The organism is Labrys miyagiensis, from assembly GCF_030160835.1.
In the GTDB taxonomy this organism is placed as follows: Bacteria; Pseudomonadota; Alphaproteobacteria; order Rhizobiales; family Labraceae; genus Labrys; species Labrys miyagiensis.
Genome location: NZ_BSPC01000054.1, coordinates 214833 through 234791 on the forward strand (window position 1 = coordinate 214833; position 19959 = coordinate 234791).

Genomic DNA, 19959 nt, shown 5'->3' on the forward strand with positions numbered 1-19959 from the left:
GCGCGCCCCCCGGAACGCCGGTTGGGGTGAAAGGGATCAGGACCGGCCGACGACCGAGCCGTCCTGCTGGAAGCGATGGATCTGGTCCGGCATCGGGTTGAGCCGGACCGTCTCGCCCAGGCGCACGGCAAACTCACCTCCTGTGCGAACGGTGACGCGTCCGGCATCCGGCACGTCGGCATAGAGGAATGTATCACTGCCCAGATGCTCGGCGACGGCGACGACGCCTTCCCAGCCCTCGCCCTCCCGGCTGACCAGCAGATGTTCCGGCCGTATGCCGATGGTCTCGGCGCCGAGCCGCTGGGCGATCGGGCCCGAAATGATGTTCATGTGGGGCGAGCCGATGAAGCCGGCGACGAAGAGGTTCACCGGGTTGCGATAGAGGTCCAGCGGCGAGCCGACCTGCTCGATCCGGCCCGCATTGAGCACGACGATCTTGTCGGCCATGGTCATGGCCTCGGTCTGGTCGTGGGTGACGTAAACCGTGGTGGTGCCCAGGCGCCGGTGCAGGTCACGGATCTCCGAGCGCATCTGCACCCGGAGCTTGGCGTCCAGGTTGGACAAGGGCTCGTCGAACAGGAAGACCTTGGGATCGCGCACGATGGCCCGGCCCATGGCGACGCGCTGGCGCTGGCCGCCCGACAGCGCCACGGGCTTGCGCTCCAAATAGCGATCAAGGTCGAGGATCGAGGAGGCGCCTCCCACCTTCTGGCTGATCTCGGACTTGGGCCGCCGCGCGATCTTCAGCGAGAACCCCATGTTCTGGTAGACCGTCATATGCGGGTAGAGAGCGTAGTTCTGGAACACCATCGCAATGTCGCGTTCCTTGGGGGCGAGGTCGTTGACAACCCGGTCGCCGACGCGGATGGTGCCCGAGGTGATCGTTTCCAGGCCGGCGATCATGCGAAGCAGGGTCGATTTTCCGCATCCCGACGGACCCACCAGGACGATGAAATAACCGTCCTCCATCTCGACATTCAGGCCATGCACGACTTCGAGGGCGCCATAGCTTTTGCGCACGTTCTCGATGCTGACCGAAGCCATGCTGGTTTCCTCCCGGGGTCGTCTTTTGGCGACTTGACACGAAAACAAAGTCACTTAATCTAATCAATGCAGCATCAAAACTACCTCAGGTCAACTGTGAGAATTCCGCTGCAGGGCATTCCCTTGGGAGGAAACCATTGTGATGAGACATCTCGTCGGCGCCTTGGCGCTGAGCACGATCCTATGCTCCGCACTGCCCGCCTATTCCGATGATCTGACGGCCCCTGACCGTATCGGGCTGGCCAGCGCACCCAACAAGCTGATCCTGCGCGTAACCCTCGACAGCCCCGGCAATGCCGATGCGAACATCGCCAAGGGCTACCAGGATCTCTATGTCGACTTCATCAAGAAGCACCCCGACTGGCAACTTCAGATGCAGTACATGTCGCAGGACATCGGTACCGAACAGGCCAAGATGCTCGAGCAGGCCAAGGCCGGCACGGCACCCGATTGCGCCTCGGTCGACTCCTTCGTCCTCGGCCAGTTCAAGGTCAATCACGTCCTGGCCGACTTCACGCCGTTCTTCAGCAAGGAAGAGATCTCCGACCTCTTCCCCTTCGTACGCGATGGCATCAGCGACAAGGATGGCAAGATCTACGCCTGGTGGTGGGACACCGATCTGCGCGTCCTCTACCGTCGCACCGATATCAACAAGGATGCGCCGCAGACCTGGGACGATCTCAAGAAGGCGGGCCTCGCCTCCAAGGACCAGGGCATGGAGGGCGTGCTGTTCAATGGCGGCCGCTATGAAGGCGCCACCTTCGACTGGCTTTCCAATTATTGGGATCTCGGCGGCAAGCTCGTCGACGATACCGGCAAGCCGGTGTTCGGCGACGACGAGAATCGGCCCAAATTCCTCAAGGCCCTCAACTACTACAAGGGCCTGGTGGATTCGGGCGCCGCGCCCAAGCGTGTGACAACCATCGCCAACTACGATGACCTGAATGCCGCGGCCGCTGCCGGAACAACCTCCTTGTTCTTCGGCGGCAACTGGCAGCTCGCCCAACTCAAGGCGACCCTCGAACCCGACGCCTTCGCCAAATGGGCCTTCTCGCCGCTTCCGGGACCAACCGCCGACAAGCGCCAGACTGGCACCGGCGGCTGGACCTTCGCTTCCTTCAGCAAGGACCCCAAGAAGATCGAGATGTGCGCCAACCTGGTGCGCGACGTCTATATGGGCCCGGCCAACGCCTTGCAGCAGCAATTGCCGACCAGGGCATCGCTGTTCGACAAATATCCGGTGTTCGCGACCGAAGAGAACAAGACCTTCGCAGCGGCGCTGAAGGATGGCCAGGCCCGGCCGGGCGCGCCGATCTATCCTGAAATCTCCAATCAGATTCAGATTATGATGGGCGACGTGTTGTCGGGGACCAAGTCTCCCGAGGACGCCTTGACGGGCGCCTATAACGCCGCGCTCGAGGCCTACAAGCGCCTCTGAGCAGATTCCGGAAAAGTGTTCCGCGGTTTTCCGACAAGAATCTGCGGCAAAACAAGCAACTAAGCGGACGAAGCGTTGGCCTGCCAACGATAGTCTGCTTAGCGGCGATGAGCCGGCGCCGTCTGCTTCCTCCCCGGGCGGCGCCGACCTTTTTCTCGATCCAGGCGAACCAGGCGAACCATGAGCGCAGTGACCGCGGCCCCCCTGACAGGCCGACTTGCCAGCCGGTTGGGACGCCGCTTCACAGGTGCGCCCTTGCCCTGGATACTGCCGGTTATCCTGGTGATCGGCGTCTTCTATCTCTATCCGGTCTTCGACGTGTTTCGTCTGGCGTTCACGGACGCCACCCTGATCGGCAATCGCGAAAGCTATACGCTGGGCTCGATCGTCAACGGGCTGAGCTCCCCGGCGCTGCCGGGCATCCTGCTGACCACGCTGATCTTCACGGGGGGCAGTGTGGTCGGCCAGCAATTGTTCGGCCTGGCGATTGCGCTGGTGGTCATCCGTGGGGAAAAGCGCCGCCTGTGGGGCACCACGGTGCTGCGCACGACCGCGCTCGTCGCCTGGGTGGTTCCCGGCATCGCGGGCGGCATCATCTGGCAGATGCTGTTCAGCGAGGCGCCTTACGGCGCGCTCAACAGCATGTTGCGGGTCATGCACCTGCACCCCGTGGCCTGGCTCTCCGATCCCGCCATGGCGCCGTGGTCGGCCGTGATCGCCAATGTCTGGCGCGGCACCGCCTTCTCGATGGTGGTGATGTATGCCGCCCTCAAGAGCATCGACCCCGCGCTCTATGAAGCAGCCGAGATGGACGGCGCCTCGGCCGGCCAGCGCCTGATCTACATCACGCTGCCGCAATTGCGGGCGGCCATCCTGGTCAACATGATCCTGATCACGATCCTGACCATCAATACCTTCGACGCCATCATTGCGCTGACGGGCGGCGGACCGGGACGCGCCACGGAAGTGCTCTCGCTCTATGTCTTCAACATCGTCTTCCGCAATTACGACCTTTCCGGCGGCAGCGTGTTGTCGGTGCTGATGCTGGTGATCAGCCTGGGGCTTGCCCTCGTCTATGCCTGGTTCCTGCCACGGGAGGAGCCGACATGACCGGCAGGACCGTGGATCGCGTCGGCGACGTGCTGAGCTATGTCTTCATGGCGCTCACCTTCGTGTTCTTCGCCGGGCCGCTTTCCTGGCTGCTGTCGATCGCCATGCGCGACAAGCGGGAGATCTATCTCGGCGTCTCCCGCTACATTCCCAAGAACCCGACCTTCGACAATTTCATCGCGGTGATGACCAACAGCTTCTTCCCCACCTATCTGTGGAATGGGCTGAAGCTCGCCTCGCTCAGCGCCATCGGCGTGCTGATCGTGGCGATGCCCGCCGCCTATGCCTTCTCGCGCTTTACCTTCCGCGGCAAGGGCCTGTGGATGATGGGGCTGCTGGCCTTCCAGATGATCTCGCCGCTGGTGATCATGGTGCCGCTCTATCGCTACATGAACCGCGTCGGCCTGACCGACAGTCACTTCGGCGTCATCATGGTCTATATCGCCCTTGGCGTGCCGCTCGCGGCCTGGCTGCTCAAGGGGACGATCGACGCCATTCCCAAGAGCCTCGACGAGGCGGCGATGATCGACGGCTGCAGCCGCTTCTCGACATTCTGGCGCATCATCCTGCCGCTGTCCGGGCCGGGCATCGCCTCGGTCTTCATCATCACCGTGATCGCCGGCTGGTCGCAGTTCCTGGTGCCGTTTCTGCTGCTGACGAAGAACGATCTGCTGCCCATCGGGGTCGGCATCTTCAACTTCAAGGGCATGCAGACCGATTCCTCGATCCAATTGCTCGCGTCCGCCTGCCTGATCTCGGTCGTGCCGGCGATCGTGGCCTTCCTCCTGCTCCAGAGGCTGATCCTAGGGGCGATGACCTCGGGAGCGGTCAAGGGATAGGCCGGATCCCTCACGGATGGCGGTCAACAGCTTCGCAACGGCGCGAGATGCAATTCGAGCCGTGTCAATTCGAAAGTGGGCTTTCAGTATCATGGTCGCGCGACAACGGACCCAGCCAATCCAGACCGAGGACCTTGCCGGCTCCAATGCGGGGCATGCCGGGGAGCACAATCGTGCCCTGGTGCTGCGGGCGATCCACTGGGATGCACCGATCTCGCGCGTCGAAATCGCACGCAAGACCGGATTGACCAAGCAAACGATCGCCCGCATCGTGGACAGGCTCCTCGACGAGGGGCTGATCATGGAGGCGCGCCGCCGCCACGGCCTGCGCGGCCAGCCGGCCATCGAGCTCGAGATCAACCCCGAAGGCTGCTACTCCATCGGTGTGCATATCGACCGCGACCACCTGACCATCCTGGCGGTTGACGCCATCGGCACGGTGCGCGGGCGCGTCCACCACGAGAAACGCGCCATCCTCCCCGCTGAATTCGTCGAACTTACCGGCGAGGCGATCTCCTATTTCCGCCGCAGCAAGCTGATCGACGAGGCCAGGTTGAGCGGCATCGGCCTCGCCATCCCCGACTGGCTCGGCGAGATCCCGTTTCTCGGCATGCCGGATAATTACTCGCAATGGACCAATTTCGACGTCCGCACCGCTTTGGCCAATTTTACCGCGTGCCCGATCTTCATCGATAATGAGTCCAACGCCGCGGCGGTGGCCGAACTCGACTATGGCCTTGGCGCGGAGAGCCGCGACTTCTTCTACATCTCCATCAACGCCCTCCTCGGCGGTGGCCTGGTGCTCGACGGCGTGCGCCATCGCGGTGCCATGGGTCTCAGTGGCGAAATAGGCTGGATGCCGGTTATCACCGACGATGGCCCGGCGCCCCGCAAGATCACCTTGCTCGGGCAAGTCTTTGCGTTGCTCTGGCTCTACGAATATCTGCGCCAGCACGATGTGCACGTCAGCAAGCCGCAGGATCTGCTGGCCCTGGACGCTCGCGGGCGAGCCCTGGTCTCCGCCTGGCTCAAGCAGATGAGCATCCACATCGCCGATGCGGTCGTCCATATCGGCCTGATCGTCGATCCCGACGCCGTGCTTGTTGGCGGACGGCTCCCGGTTCGCATGATCGACGAGTTGCTGCGCTACATCCACGAGCATCTCGCCAAGGCAGACCCGAACCTGCCCTCCATTCACCGCGCCTCGATTGCCGAGGATGCCGGAGCGTTGGGCGCGGCGGCGATGTCGACAGCCTCGGCGCTGATGCTCGGCTCAGTCGATCCAGCCCAGCGTACGCGCATGCCGCTCCAGAATTTACAACGACCGACAGGCTTTTGAACCGAACTCTCCCTAGCAAGTCATCGAATAGCTGAAAGACATTATGATGAAGATCGGCTTTTACACCTCCACCTTCAACGACCGGCCCGCCGAGGAAGTGATCGGCTTTGCCAAGGACGCCGGATTCGACGCCATCGAACTCGACGTCAGGGGCCATATCAAGACGCCCGAGAACGTGGCGCCCGTCGTCGCCAAGGCGCGGGAGGCGGGCCTTTTCGTCTGCTCGATCACCCATTTCGGCAACCAGCTTGATCCCGATCCGGCTCAGCGCCAGGCCTTGCGCACAATTACAGGCGAGTTCGCCCAGGCCGTCGGCGATGCGGGCGTCCCGCTCTTGGTGATCTTTCCGGGGCGTGACAGAACCTCATCGGAAGAGGACAACTATGCCAGCTTCGCCGCCCATGTGAACCAGCTCATCGCCGACACCGCCGCCAGCGGATTGCAATTTGCGATCGAGAACTGGCCGGGGCCGAACGATGATTTCATCGGTGTCACGCCGGAAGGCTGGCTGAAGCTGTTCTCGCTGATCCCCAGCAACCGCTTCGGCCTCGAATTCGATCCGTCGCACCTGATACGCCTCGGCATCGACCCCTATGCGGCGCTGGATCTCGTCAAGGACCGCGTCAAGATCCTGCACGGCAAGGATACCTCGATCGACCCCGAGCGGCTGCAGGCCATCGGCTATCACGCCAAGGGCTGGTGGCGTTATCGCCTGCCCGGCAGCGGCCTTCTCGATTGGCCGCGATTCATCGCCCAGGCCCGCGATTTCGGCTTCGACGGCACGATATCGATCGAGCACGAGGATTCGGACTATGGCTGGCCGGGCAAGGATCTGGCGGCTCGCAAGGAAGGGGAGCGCAAGGCCCTCGCCTTCCTCAGAGGCGTCATCGGCTCGCGCTAGCGCCCGCCATTCGTCGCGTCCCGGAGACGCCGCCCTCGCGCGGCCTTCGGAGCGCGGCTCCATTCCCCCACGGTTTTTCGCGACAGGACAGATCCATGGCTCTCACCCTCGCCCAGCGGCTCAATCGACTCAAGGTGCGGTTGGCGGAACTCGCCTTCTGGCGCGAGCGCGAACGCCGTCCCATCGACAACTGGACCTTCGAAGGCGAGCCGATCGCCAGGGGGGCCTTCTGGCCGCGCCGTGATGGCGTGGTGCATCTGGCGGCTTCCGCCGAGGTTCCCGAAGGCTGGCCGCTGGCCGAGACTCGTCTGTCGCTGAATGTCGGCGGCGAAAGCCTGCTTTCCCTGACCTATGCCGATGGGCAGGTCGTCCGTTTCGGCCTCGATCCCTATCATGAGGAATTCCCGCTGAAGGCCGGGCCTTTCACCATTGCGACCGACAGCGTGGCACGCCTGCCGTTCGGCGAGCCGGTGCGCGAACCCCGCCTTAACCGCGCCGAGCTTGTCTGGCTGGACCTGCCGGTCCACCGGCTGCATCTGCTGCTGACCCAGATCGCCGAGGCGGTGGCGACACTCGAGGGCCACGAAGTGGTGCCCCATCTGCTCGACGCCGCGGAGGCGACGACCCGCGCCCTCGACTGGCCCTCGGCAACCGCCGATTATGTCGCGCGCACCGCCCGGGAGGCCGGCCAGCAACGGATATGGCAGTTGCCCGAACTCATCGACGCGCCGGCGGGCCTCAACCAGGCCGAGCGGGCCAGCGTCGCGACGGCCTACGACGCCCTGGTGGCGCAGTTGAAGATCCTGAAGCAGCGCTTCCCCCAGCAGGGCGAAATCGCCCTGACCGGCCATGCTCATATCGATCTGGCCTGGCTGTGGCCCTATGACGAAACGCGCCGCAAGATGCGCCGCACCTTCCACACCGCTCTCTCGCTGATGGAGAAGTCCGGGGACTTCCGCTTCAATCAGTCGACGGCCCATTATTATGCACAGATGCAAGAAGACGATCCGGCGCTGTTCGAAAAGATCGCGGCGCGGGTGAAGGCCGGCAATTGGGAAACTGTCGGCGCCATGTGGGTCGAACCCGACACCAACATGCCTACGGGCGAAAGCCTGGCTCGCCAGATTCTCTATGGCCAGCGCTATTTCGAAAAGACCTTCGGCCTGCGCCACACCGTGTGCTGGCTGCCCGACTGCTTCGGTTTTTCAGGAGCATTGCCGCAATTGCTCAGGCAGGGCGGCGTCGACAATTTCTTCACCATCAAGGTCAATTGGAGCGAGACCAACCATATCCCCGCCGATCTGTTCTGGTGGGAAGGGCTCGACGGCAGCCGCGTGCTGACCCACACCTTCGACAATCCCATGCATGGCTATAACGGCTTCGTGCAGCCCGATTGCTTCGTGCCGACCTGGAAGAATTTCCGCGGCAAGACCAAGCATCCCACCACGCTGCTCGCCGTGGGCTATGGCGATGGTGGCGGCGGCGTAACGCCCGGCATGATCGAGCGCGAAGAACAGCTGCGCGATTTCCCCGCTCTGCCCAAGGCGCGCTGGACCACGATCAAAGCCTTCTTCGAGGGCGCGCAGCAGAGCGCACGGGCACAGAAGATGCCGGTCTGGCTGGGTGAGATCTATCTCGAACTGCACCGCGGCACCCTGACCACGCAAAGCGGCGTCAAGCGCATGCACCGGCAGGCCGAACGCGCCCTCATCACGGCGGAAGCGCTCGCGGGCCTCAACCATATGATCGGTGGCGAGAGGCCGGGCAGCCTCGAAACGCTCTGGCGCGTGGTGCTGAAGAATGAGTTCCACGACATCCTGCCGGGCTCGTCGATCCGCGAGGTCTATCAGGATGCCGAGCGCGAGCTTGGCGCCGTCATCGACAACGGCCTTGCCGCCCAGCAGGCCGCGATGACGGCGATCGCCGGCAACCTCGCCAAGGGATCAGTCAGCGATGCCCTGGTCGTGGTCAATCCATCCCTGTCGGCCCGGCCGTTGCGGCTGCGCCTTGCCGATGGCAGCTTCCTCGCCGCCGGGGAGAGCGTGCCGCCGATGGGCATCGCCGTGTTCGACAGATCGCGCCTGGCTGCCGTGCCGGGCCTGTCCGTCAGCAGGACGCATCTCGAAAACGCCCATCTGCGGGTGACGATCGGCGCCGATGGCACCATCGCCAGCCTGGTTCACAAGGCCAGCGGCCGCGAGGCGCTCGCCGGCCGGGGCAACCAGCTCTGGGCCTATCCGGCCGACAAGCCGCGCAACTGGGATGCCTGGGATGTCGAGGAGGACTATGCCGAGCGCGGCGAGGAGCTGCTCGACGTCGAAAGCATCGAGGTCACGGAGCAGGGTCCGCACCGCGCCGCGCTCCGCATTGTCAGGCGCTATCGCCATTCCACCATCACGCAAACGCTGGCGCTCGCGGCCAATGGGCTGCGGCTCGACATCGAGACGCATCTGGACTGGCATGATCGCCGCGTCTTCCTGCGCACCCAGACCTCCGCTGCGGTACGCTCTTCCACCGCCACCTTCGAATGCGCCTATGGCGTCATCAGGCGCACGACCCACACCAACACCTCATGGGACGAAGCGATGTTCGAGGCGCCGGGCCACCGCTTCGTGGATCTCTCCGAGCCCGGCTTCGGCCTTGCCCTGCTTAACAACGCCAAATACGGCCATAGCGTGCGCGGTAATGTAATCGGCCTCAGCCTGTTGCGCTCGCCGACCTATCCGGATCCGCAAGCCGATGAAGGCGAGCAGAGCTTCACCTATTCGCTGATGCCGCATACCGACGATTGGTTCGACGCGGGCGTGCGCGAGGAGGCCGAAGATCTCAACCAGCCGCTGCTGGCGACAGTTGCCAATGGCCTCGCCGAGGGTGTCCTGGCGCCTATCGCCACCACCGGCATTCCGGCCGCCTTTTCCGGCCTGAAGGCCGCCGAGGACGGCAACGGGCTGATCCTGCGCGTCTACGAACCGGCCGGCCGGCGGGGGGATTTCAAACTCGCCCTGGCGCAGGGCTGGAGCGCGGAAGGCCCGCTCAACATCCTGGAGGAAGCGATGGACCGCGGCGACGGTGCCGATCTCCGGCCGTTCGAAGTCAGGTCCTGGCGGCTCTTGCGCTGAGCGGGCCGATCGTGACCCGATTATGCCTAGGATTTTTCTGGGAATATCATAAGTTTAACCTAAAGCGTTTTGCGATTTGTCGGAATCGGCAAGAATCGCAAAGACGCGTCGAAACAAAGACTTAGAGCAATGCAGCGTTTACGCCTAAACGCGTTTTGCTCTAGGTTCTAAACTCGATGAGATCGCTGTACACAGCGTTGCCATCGGCGCCGAACAGCGGAATCTCGAACCCGCCAGGTCCGGCCGTTGGCACGACAATGAAGTCGGCAGGCATTGGAATTCCTAGCGCACCAGTAAATGCCAACGGCATGGCTTGTGTCGTCATGCGGGGGTCCAAGCGTCCGAAGCATCGGTCGCGCCATTGGGCGTCGCGGCCACCCCTTGAGAGATCCCAGCTTAGGAAATCAAAGGGCGTCCAGCCCCGGCCGTCGAGCCAAGCCTCGGCCCAATAGTGATTGGCCGGTGCCGGCCGATAGAGCATGTAGCCTCCTGTCAGCCGGGCCGGGATATTGTTCGCGCGACACAATGCGACGAAGAGGGCGGAGGCGAGTTGGCAGTCGCACCATCCCGCCTCCAATGCCCAATCGCAGGGCTGTTGGACATCAACCTGGTCATAGTGGATCGACCCGATGAAGAACTCGTCGAGTATGAAATCCCAGAAAGATCGGAGAGCCTCTGCTGAGGTCCGCGCCTGCACCGTCAGCGATCGCGCAAGTGCCTTGATGCGTTCCGACACGACGATCAAGCCCTCGTTGGGGCGGAGATAAAGCTCGAACTCTTTTTCGCTCAACTGTTCAGTCGTGCCTACGGGTCTGCGAAGGGCCTTGAACGAAAGTTCTGCGCCAATCGTCAGGTCGCCTGGTCTCAGCGCCGAAACCCGGGCTTCGAGGCGGCCAGCGCTGACGTGCAAGCTTACATCGCCAGGTGTTTCCGCGAACGGTGAAATCACAAGATCGACGAGATGGGGGCTCGCGAGTGGGAGCGGCATTCGCAAACGCGCGCGGTCGGCCCCTTCACGAATATGGAAGCTTCGCCGAAAAACAACCTTGAAGGTCTCGCTCTCACCCAAGGAGGCGAGATCGTCTGTCAACCGTCGCTCGGTGGCAACATATCGGTCGGCCCAAAATGTATCACGCTCGTTCACGCCGGCCCATTTTAGGAAATTGATGACCTCGACCGGGTCAAACATTCGCTCATGGTCACCGTGTCTGACACCAAGCCCGATATCGATCCAGCGCTCCAGCGCCTGGCGCGTTGCCGCCTCAGCCTGCGAACGATCCGCTTCGTGGGCCCATCCCTTTACCACCAGCATATTGACGATGAGTTGTTCCGGGAAATTTCGATAATGATCGCGAAAATCAATGCCACGCATCATCGCGTTCTATTTCCGATCCTCGGTCGGCGCCATTCGCCGAGCTTTTCTATCCCGCAAGGAACTATGGGCGTTCGGCCGCGTCAACCCCTGAATACGCGGAGCCAGTTACGCGTTCTAGCTGCATGGAAAATAAGCATAAATGTCACTGAGATTTTACACTTCGTGCCTACGGCGTCGAGGGCTGTTGGTTGGCGTTCTTGGCTTACCGTCAATGCCCCTCCTAAGCACCGTCCCTAATTCTAATCTAATTCTGCGGTCATAAAAAAAGGGGCGCAGTGTGAGCGGTGGCTGGGTGACCTTGAGCCGTTTGTGCCTGATTAAGACATCACCATGCGCCGGAGGACTCCACTTGCCTTACCTCATAAATGGCCGTGCAATCTCGTTGGCAAGTCGAGCGGGGTCCGCAGGAGCACGCAAACCACCGGATCCGCAATTGCTGAAGGTCGGTCTGGATTACCTGTCCTCAAGCACGGCGAAGACATATCAAGGCTGTGCTAACACGCGGATCAGAAGGCGCTGACCTCAAAAACTGACAATAATTTGTGCTACCGAGAGCTGTTTGGAGCGTCGCCTAAAAAATAGGCGCCACGTCCATTTACCGCAATGCTATTTTCCGTATTGTGTTACCAGTGCAACATCGAAGGTTTGTTAAGTGGCGAAGCGCCTGGGGTTATTCATCAAAGGCAATGTCGATGTCCACGATTCCTTACACTCATGCAGAGTCGGTGGCCAGTTGCTTTGGAACGGTATTAATGATGTACTGAGGCAGAGCCATCCTGGGATTACGGCTCGCATCCGACATGAAACGTGGACACGCTCGGATTCTCTCGTATCGTGCACGGGTGAAGTTCCTGAGGCGGTTTCTGAGCGCAGCCTGCCTTTAGGTGTCTATCCCTCTGCCAGCCAGTTCAGTCGCGCCGTTTTCGAGACACCGGCAGACGCCGTGATCCTCTCGCTCTTGCCGGACATAGCGACAGGTTTGGTGCGGCACAAGCAGGAGGGTTTCCTGTTTTACGCGGCCGATTTCAACAGCTGGGCCCCAGAGGATCGTGGCTGGTTGAAGTCCGACTTTACGCCAACGGGCTTCCTCGATTTTGAGACCTCCATGGCCAACCTCGAGGCGATCGTTGATGAAATTCGCAAGCATAAGGACGTCCCGATCTTGATCTACAACGTCTCGCCCATCATTCCGGGCGAGAGAATTCACTGCTATCAGGGCCTGGACGAGACGTTTGCCAACCGCATTCGCCGCTTTAATCTTGGTCTGGTGGGACTGTCCGAGCGCGCGGGCATCTCAATTGTGGATGTCGATACTTTGATGGCGCGTCACGGCGCGGACACGATGAAGCTCGACGCCTTTCATCTGGCGCCCCAAGCCTATCGCCTTGTCGCTGAAGAGGTCGTCCGTATCCTGGACGACCTTGGAGTCCTTGAGGATTTGCATGAGGGGAGGCAGCTTTGACCATGCGAGTGAGCGTCGTCATCCGATCGAAGGACGAGGCTGACAGGCTGAGGCTGACTCTATCGTCCCTGGCATGTCAGACCGAATGGCCGGAAGTTGTGGTCGTAAACGACGGCTCTACCGATCATACCGCGGATGTCGTCGCCGCGGCGGCGGGTGATCTCGACCTTATCGCCATCCATCACGCTGCCCCGGCGGGAAGATCTGGCGCAGCAAATGTTGGCGCGGCTCGCGCGACCGGCGAAATCGTTCTCTTTCTCGATGGCGATACGCTGGCCGCCCCGGACCTCGTGGCCCAACATCTCTCCAAACATATCGGGCAGGACAATTTGGTGGTGCGCGGTGAGACCTGGCATCTGCGCGGCACTCAACCTTTCCTTGACCCGGAGACGGGTTCTCCAAGAGCGGGGCAGGAGGCAAAAGTCGCGCGCATGCCGCCTGCGGAATTTGCGCGTGCACTCGTCACGCGCCGGAAAATCGCCGAGGCCTTTGAGGAGATCGATGGCAGCGCTCAGCCAGGCGTTTACCCAGGCTATGGGCCGCGACGTCTCTTTGAGCTCGAAATGGAGGCGCTGACCAATGCTCCCGAATGCAAAGTCCTGTGGGCGGCGGCGTCAGGCTCGAACCAGTCGCTGCGTCGCGACGCTTTTCTGAATGTTGGCGGCTTTCATCCCAATCTCAGCATCAACGAGCATCGCGAGCTCGCTCTACGCCTCACCCAAAACGGCTACCGGATGACGGGAACACCAGCGCGGACCTATCACATGATCCATCGCAGCGGCTGGCGTGACCCACTCCAGGAAAAGGACTGGGAAGACATTTTCTACGCCGAGCATCCCACGGCGGAAGTGGCACTGATGCCTATTCTTTGGGCGAGCCTTGGGGACAGTTCTCTCCCTGAAGCTGCACGTATCCATTCCCTTCCCGAGCTTGAGGCGGCTGCGGCGCGCTGTCCTTCGTCGACGAGCCGTGAAGCCGTCAGAAGTGCCCACATGCAATGGTCATTAGGCTCGCCATGACAGCCATCCCGCTTTACGCCTACACGGCCACTTCCGAGCATGCAGCCGCGAGGAGCGCTGCAAAGACCATTGTGGACGCCCTCGCCGTGGCAACCGGAACACCCGCGATCTGCGAACCCGTCTTTGTAGAGAGTCTGGAGGCACTTGCGCAGAGTCCGCCCGGCAGTATTCGTCTCGCCTCGCTGCTGCCGGAGATTGACCGCGTCGACGACGCCTGGGATGAGGTGCAGGCACGGCTCCGGGTTTCTTTTGGAAATCTGGCGGCGACAGGAAATCCGGTGTTCATCTGCACAGTAGTCCGTATCGCGGGCGACGGGGAGGACGCCGATCTCTTGTATCGCCGCCGCGTACGAATCCGACGGCTCGATCTTCTGGCAGCCGAACTTTCGCGGGAAACCGGCGCCTTCGTTATCGACCTAGACCGTGTGATCGCCGATATTGGTGGGCGTAACCTGCAGACTGACTATAGGCTCGACACCGCGGCCGCCGCATCCGTTGCTGGACACGCGATTGCCATCGGGCTCATTGTCAACGGTCTGGACGAGTTCGTTCCCTTCGAGCTCCAGGATAAGTTACGCGAGATTCTGATGCAGAAGAACGTAGGCCCGGCAACACCCTCAAGCCTTGTGCCAGCCAATGTGATGGCGTTCGGAAGGGGGCGACACAAGCAGAACGTTGTCACAATAACGGATTCCGATGGTGGCAGCCAAGCAGGGCGCTTGCTGCGTCAGGCATTAAGGCGTGAGATCGCGCCTGGCGAGGCGTTCGCCAAGCTGATGAAGGCCGTTCGCAGCAGGGGAGCAGTGGAAAGTGGCACACTTCTGGCTTCTGCAGTCCTGCGCATGGTACGGAGCCATCGGCGATGAGTGAGCACCTCGGCCCCCTACGCCGGATGATGTTGATACGCGCCTTCGAAACCGCTCTGGCAAAGCGGCCCGACCACGGTTTCCAGCTACTTTCCACCGGCGAGGAGGCTGTTGCTGTCGGGCTTGCCGAGGCGCTGGAGCGGGATGATCAACTCCTCACGGGCGGGCGATCCATCGGTCCCGCCCTGGCGCGCGGCGTTGATCCTCGGCGGGCAATGGCCGAGCTTCTCGCCCGCAGCACGGGCGTCAATCGAGGGCGCGGTGGCCGCGGCCATTTGGCGGATCCCGACTCTGGATTCTTCGGCGCCCACGCAGTGGTAGCTGGCAATATCAGCATCGCGGCCGGCGTCGCACTCGCGCGGAAAATGGAAGGGAAGGGCGGCATCGTTGCCATTCTTTTCGGAGACGGGGCCGCTGGGGCCGGAGCGCTTCACGAGACGCTGAACATCGCGGCACTCTGGAAGTTGCCCTTGCTTTTCGCGTGCAACAATAACCAGCTCTCGGTCTCCACGTCGCGCTTGGCGGCCCTGGCCCCAGCCCGCATTTCCGACATAGCGCTTGCTTTCGGCCTTCCGGCGCAAACAATTGACGGGATGGATCTTATGGCAACCACGGCGGCCTTCCGAGAGGCAGCGCAGCATGTACGCGCTGGGAAGGGGCCCGCCTTTGTCGAATGCGAATCCATTCGTCTTCGGTCCCATTCCACCACGGCCCGCGAGACACGCAGTCGCGAGGAACTCGCGCGACTGTGGGAGCTCTGTCCAATCGAGAGGCAAATAGCCAGGCTGGCGCTCGGTGCCGAGGAAACCAATGCACTTCGTGCCGAAGCCGAGCAGCAGGCTGGTGCAGCGCTTGCCTTTGCAGATGCTTCCCCCTTCCCGGATGCCAGCGAGGTGCTTGAGAATGTCGGCTGACGGCACGCCTGCCACCACCAAGATGTTCTTTCGAGAGGCCATCATCAAATCGCTGCGCGAGGAGATGCGTAGCAATCCCCGTGTCATCATACTTGGCCAGGATGTGGGCTCGTTCGGTGGCTCGTATCGGGAATTCGACGGGCTGTTCGTCGAATTTGGGCCTGAGCGCGTGCGCGACACACCGGTTGCCGAGGCTGCGGCGGTCGGCGTAGGCGCGGGAGCGGCTGCGGCGGGATATCGCCCGCTGGTCAGCATCACCTACATGGACTTCACCATGTTGGGCTTCGATCCTTTGATCAACTATGCAGCCAAGCTTCGGTACAAGACCGGTGGCCTGCTTTCGGCGCCGCTGGTTGTCAAGACCACGGCGGGTGCCCTCGGCCAGGGAGTAGCCCATTCGCAGTGTATCGAGGCTTGGTTGATGAGCGTGCCAGGGCTTAAGGTCGTGGCCCCGTCGACGCCGGCGGACGCCTATGGCCTCATGAAGGCAGCGTTACGGTCGGAAGGCCCCGTGGTCTATATCGATCACAAGCGGCTTTTCCCTGTCCCCGGGGAGGTACCCGTCGCTGAAACCGTCATTCCGTTTGGCAAGGCAATCATCCGCCGCAGCGGAACAGATCTGACGATTGCCACGCATGGCTTTATGGCGCGGGTAGCGCTCGAGGCGGCCCAGAAGCTGGAGGAATCAGGCCTGTCCTGCGAGGTCATCGACCTGCGCAGCCTCGCGCCGCTCGACGTCGAGACCGTCGCTGGATCGGTGAAGCGCACCGGTTTGCTTCTCACCATTGAAGAGGGCCAATTGACTTGCGGCGTCGGCGTCGAGGTCGCCGCTCGTGTGACGGAGCGCATCGGATATCATCCGAGCGCCCGGGTCGGCGCCCTGCCCGCACCCGTTTCTTCCAATCCCGTCCTGGAAGCGGCCTGTATCCCGGACGCCGCGCGTGTCATGTCAGCCGCCCGAGCGCTGGTCAATGAACGTCGTCCCATCGAAATTCGGTGAGGGCGATCGGAGACTCCTCGTCCTCACCCATACTGCCTGTTTTTTGGAGAGCCGCTGCAAATGATCTATCAATTGACTGTGCCTGCCGCTGTGAAGGGCGTCGATGAAATCCGAGTGCTGGAATGGCATGGCGACGTGGGCCGCAGCTTCGCCCAGGGCGAGTTGATCGTCGAACTCGAGACCCATAAGGCCGTGGTCGAGGTTCGAGCGGGGCAGCCAGGCGTGCTGCGTCGTGTGCTTGCCGAGGCTGGGGACTGGAAGGAAATTGGCCTCGCGCTGGCCGTATTCAGCGACACGGCAGACGAGCCGACGCCAGCCGACGATAAAGATCTCGCCGAATTGGCTGTGGATTTCGAGGTGACCTGATAGAGCGCTTTCTTCGCCTCGCGCGCGGTGGATGGCTGGTGGGCTTGCAAGAAGAGCTAACAGATCTTCGGCGATGACGCGTAAACGCGCTTTGCCCTGCTGCGAGGCGGCCCAGTCTAAGCTATGCAACGAAACTCACAGGTGGGACCAATACCACGCGCAACGAACCTTCCAATGGACGATTGCGTGTGGGGTCACACTATTTTTCGTGCGGCGGGCAAGAATATAGTGAAATCCGAGATTTCGTGTCTGTTCAATTGTAATATCCAGAGATTTTATTAATACTATCGATATTCTTATCTAGAAGCTAGGCATCTTTGAAACCGGAGATCTGTATGCATTGGCTCGGTAAGGCACTGTTTCTACTTACTATTATTTGCGTTGCTATTCTCGGCCTGATCCTGGCCGCGGGAGGCGTGTGGTTGCTGGCAATCGGGGGGTCGCCCTACTATGTCGTCGCTGGCCCGCTCCTGCTCGTTTCGTCCTTCTTGATGGCACGTCGTAGTGGCTGGGCACTGTGGATGTATGCCATCCTGCTGCTCGGCACCTTGGTCTGGGCTGTTTGGGAAGTCGGCTTTGACTTCTGGGCGCTTGTGCCGCGCGGGGATATCTTCGTACTTCTCGGTCTCTGGCTCTTGCTGCCCTTCATGGTGAGGAAGCTGAACGCCGGCTCCTTGTCTTCAAATGCTGCGAAGACAGCACCGCTTGTTCTGGCTCTTCTAGCAAGCTTCGGCGTACTCCTGGCTTCCTTGCTCAAGGACCCCCACGAAATCGCAGGTGTACTTCCGCCGACAGATCCATCCAACCCGCAAGCCGCCGACTCACGCGAAATGCCTGACGCCGACTGGCGATCCTATGGACGCACACAATTTGGCAATCGTTTCTCGCCGCTGGCCGATATCACGCCAAAGAATGTCGCGAACCTGAAAGTGGCGTGGACCTTTCGCACCGGCGATCTCAAGGGCCCGGATGATCCCTCCGAGACGACCGACGAAGTCACCCCCATCAAGATCAACGATACGCTTTTTCTGTGCTCGCCCCACCAGATCGCCTTTGCGCTCAATGCCGCAAATGGCGCGCTCAAGTGGAAGTTCGACCCCAAGATCGTCTTCAATCGAGCCTTCCAGCACATGACCTGCCGCGGTGTATCCTATTTCGAGACACCTCCGGGAGGGGTACGGCCGGATGGCTCCGCGGGCTCGGTCGACTGCCCCGCTCGTATATTCCTGCCGACCAATGACGGACGCTTGTTCGCACTGGATGCTTCCAGCGGTACTCCGTGCCAGGGTTTCGGCAACAATGGTGTCATCAATCTCAAGGAGGGCATGAGTGTTACAACCAATGGCTTCTATGAAGCAACGTCGCCGCCAGTCGTAACCTCAAAGGCGGTTATCGTCGCCGGTGCCGTGATAGACAACTATTCCACCAAGGAGCCTTCCGGTGTAATCCGCGCCTTCGACGTATACACGGGCCGGCTGCTCTGGGCCTTCGATCCGGGTAATCCCGATCCCAATGAACCGGCGTCGGACACACATCAATACGTCGCCAATTCCCCAAACTCCTGGACTATCTCCGCCTATGACGCGAAGTTGGGCCTAATCTACATCCCGACCGGCGTGCAGACTCCCGATAGCTGGGGTGGCAATCGCACGCCGGATGCCGAGCGCTATTCGAGTTCGCTGCTGGCGCTCCATGCGGATACCGGAAAACTGGCGTGGTCCTACCAAACCGTCCATCATGATTTGTGGGACCTGGATCTGCCGGCCCAGCCAAGCCTCGTCGACATCAAGCGGCCCGATGGCGGTGTCGTGCCGGCGATCTATGCCCCGGCGAAGACAGGTGACATCTTCGTGCTCGATCGGCGCGACGGCAAGCCAATCATTCCAGCTCCGGAATTGGCGGCACCGCAGGGCCCGGCGCCCGGCGACCATACCTCGCCCACGCAACCTGCCTCAGAACTTACCTTCCGGCCCAAAGCGAAACTGACGGGTGCCGATATGTGGGGTATCAGCGTCGTGGATCAGCTTGCCTGCAGGATCATCTTTCATCGATTGCGTTATGACGGCCCCTTCACGCCGCCGTCCCTGCAAGGCTCCCTGGTATTCCCCGGTAGCCTTGGTATCTTCGAGTGGGGCGGCCTGGCTGTCGACCCGACCCGCCAGATTGCGATAGCCAATCCGATCTCTGTTGCCTTCGTTTCGCGCCTCATTCCGCGAAGTGAAAGCAATCCAGACAAGCCCAGACCGGGTGATTTACCCGGCTCGGAGATTGGCATTGAACCACAGTTTGGCGTTCCCTTTGGCCTGAAGCTCGGCCCGCTGCTATCTCCGCTGGGTCTACCATGCAATCAGCCGCCCTGGGGGTTCGTTGCCGGCATTGACCTGCGGACCAATAAAATCGCCTGGAAGCTCCGCAACGGCACGGTCCGGGACAGCACAAGGTTCCCCCTGCCATTCAAGCTGGGGGTGCCGGCACTCGGGGGACCGATCGTCACCGGGGGTGGCGTTGCCTTTATGACCGGAACCATGGACGCCTATATTCGAGCTTACGACGTCAGCACCGGCGAGAAAATCTGGGAAGATCGGCTACCTGCTGGCGGTCAATCCACACCCATGACCTACAAGGCGAACGGCAAGCAGTTCGTCGTCACGGCAGCGGGCGGCCACGGTTCCTTCGGCACCAAGATCGGCGACTACGTCATTGCGTATAGCTTGCCTTGAGGGAGCCTCTCCGTGCGCTTCATTGATCCAGAGCCAACGGCGGAGGCGACCGCGTCGAGCCGAGGCCGCTATGCCGAGGCGGCCTCGGAGTGTTTTGAAGCTTGTCATCGGGAGGCAGTCCAGTTCTTCCGGTCAGCAGCGAAGAAACATATGGATTATTTAGTTTCCTTGTATGAATTCAGCACCATCAAGCATGATCTTATAATATATAGTAAGAAAATTAATTGAAAATCAAATATTATATTCATAAGAGACGTTACGACATCAATATTACTGTCGCTACGCCACCTCATCTGGATAACGCAACCTCATATCTGAAGTAGGCGTACCTTCAAGATTGCGATTTCCTGTGAACATTTGCCCTCAATATTGTCCTGGAAAACATCCACAATAATGACTTATCTTTTTTTTGATGATATCGCACTCTATCGAGGAAGTTTGTTTGGG

General features: G+C 61.2%; 15 protein-coding genes. 13 read left to right on the top strand and 2 right to left on the bottom strand.

The window, feature by feature from the left end:
* Window positions 1–36 precede the first annotated feature (36 nt).
* Window positions 37–1044 (bottom strand): ABC transporter ATP-binding protein, encoded by a 1008-nt coding sequence (locus QQL24_RS24400; RefSeq protein WP_284314893.1) that lies wholly within the window; start codon window positions 1042–1044, stop codon window positions 37–39.
* 142 nt (window positions 1045–1186) lie between these two features.
* Between QQL24_RS24400 and QQL24_RS24405 the strand changes: the two genes are divergently transcribed.
* The 6 genes from QQL24_RS24405 (at window position 1187) to QQL24_RS24430 (ending at window position 9790) form a co-directional block, all read left to right on the top strand.
* Entirely contained in the window at window positions 1187–2482 is a 1296-nt protein-coding gene (locus QQL24_RS24405; RefSeq protein WP_284314894.1) for an extracellular solute-binding protein, read from the top strand.
* A 180-nt stretch (window positions 2483–2662) separates the two neighbouring features.
* Window positions 2663–3592 (top strand): carbohydrate ABC transporter permease, encoded by a 930-nt coding sequence (locus QQL24_RS24410; RefSeq protein ID WP_284314895.1) that lies wholly within the window; start codon window positions 2663–2665, stop codon window positions 3590–3592.
* Window positions 3589–4431, top strand: a complete 843-nt coding sequence (locus QQL24_RS24415; protein WP_284314896.1) for a carbohydrate ABC transporter permease — start codon at window positions 3589–3591, stop codon at window positions 4429–4431. The genes QQL24_RS24410 and QQL24_RS24415 overlap by 4 nt, the downstream gene beginning before the upstream one ends.
* Before the next feature lie 91 nt (window positions 4432–4522).
* Entirely contained in the window at window positions 4523–5770 is a 1248-nt protein-coding gene (locus QQL24_RS24420; RefSeq protein ID WP_284314897.1) for an ROK family transcriptional regulator, read from the top strand.
* A 46-nt stretch (window positions 5771–5816) separates the two neighbouring features.
* Window positions 5817–6671: a sugar phosphate isomerase/epimerase family protein gene (locus QQL24_RS24425; RefSeq protein WP_284314898.1), complete on the top strand. Its 855-nt coding sequence runs from the start codon at window positions 5817–5819 to the stop codon at window positions 6669–6671.
* A gap of 95 nt (window positions 6672–6766) precedes the next feature.
* On the top strand, window positions 6767–9790 hold the full coding sequence (locus QQL24_RS24430; RefSeq protein ID WP_284314899.1) for an alpha-mannosidase: 3024 nt from the start codon (window positions 6767–6769) through the stop codon (window positions 9788–9790).
* 160 nt (window positions 9791–9950) lie between these two features.
* Here QQL24_RS24430 and QQL24_RS24435 read toward each other — a convergent pair whose 3' ends face one another.
* A complete protein-coding gene (locus QQL24_RS24435; RefSeq protein ID WP_284314900.1) occupies window positions 9951–11165 on the bottom strand; it encodes a transglutaminase-like domain-containing protein in 1215 nt (404 codons plus the stop codon).
* Between the two features lie 652 nt (window positions 11166–11817).
* Between QQL24_RS24435 and QQL24_RS24440 the strand changes: the two genes are divergently transcribed.
* The 7 genes from QQL24_RS24440 to QQL24_RS24470 all read left to right on the top strand — a co-directional run bounded on the left by QQL24_RS24440 (window position 11818) and on the right by QQL24_RS24470 (window position 19512).
* Window positions 11818–12627: an SGNH/GDSL hydrolase family protein gene (locus QQL24_RS24440; protein ID WP_284314901.1), complete on the top strand. Its 810-nt coding sequence runs from the start codon at window positions 11818–11820 to the stop codon at window positions 12625–12627.
* A gap of 8 nt (window positions 12628–12635) precedes the next feature.
* The gene (locus tag QQL24_RS24445) at window positions 12636–13646 is read left to right on the top strand and encodes a glycosyltransferase family 2 protein (protein ID WP_284314902.1); all 1011 of its coding nucleotides are present in this window, start codon (window positions 12636–12638) and stop codon (window positions 13644–13646) included.
* Window positions 13643–14512 carry a hypothetical protein gene (locus QQL24_RS24450; protein ID WP_284314903.1) on the top strand — a complete coding sequence of 290 codons (870 nt, stop codon included), beginning with the start codon at window positions 13643–13645 and terminating at the stop codon, window positions 14510–14512. Before QQL24_RS24445 ends, QQL24_RS24450 begins: the two co-directional genes overlap by 4 nt.
* Window positions 14509–15426, top strand: coding sequence for a thiamine pyrophosphate-dependent dehydrogenase E1 component subunit alpha (locus QQL24_RS24455; RefSeq protein ID WP_284314904.1), 918 nt, complete (start codon window positions 14509–14511; stop codon window positions 15424–15426). The genes QQL24_RS24450 and QQL24_RS24455 overlap by 4 nt, the downstream gene beginning before the upstream one ends.
* Window positions 15416–16426 (top strand): alpha-ketoacid dehydrogenase subunit beta, encoded by a 1011-nt coding sequence (locus QQL24_RS24460; RefSeq protein WP_284314905.1) that lies wholly within the window; start codon window positions 15416–15418, stop codon window positions 16424–16426. Before QQL24_RS24455 ends, QQL24_RS24460 begins: the two co-directional genes overlap by 11 nt.
* Before the next feature lie 60 nt (window positions 16427–16486).
* Window positions 16487–16792 carry a lipoyl domain-containing protein gene (locus tag QQL24_RS24465; RefSeq protein ID WP_284314906.1) on the top strand — a complete coding sequence of 102 codons (306 nt, stop codon included), beginning with the start codon at window positions 16487–16489 and terminating at the stop codon, window positions 16790–16792.
* Between the two features lie 335 nt (window positions 16793–17127).
* Window positions 17128–19512, top strand: coding sequence for a glucose/quinate/shikimate family membrane-bound PQQ-dependent dehydrogenase (locus QQL24_RS24470; RefSeq protein WP_284314907.1), 2385 nt, complete (start codon window positions 17128–17130; stop codon window positions 19510–19512).
* Window positions 19513–19959 lie beyond the last annotated feature (447 nt).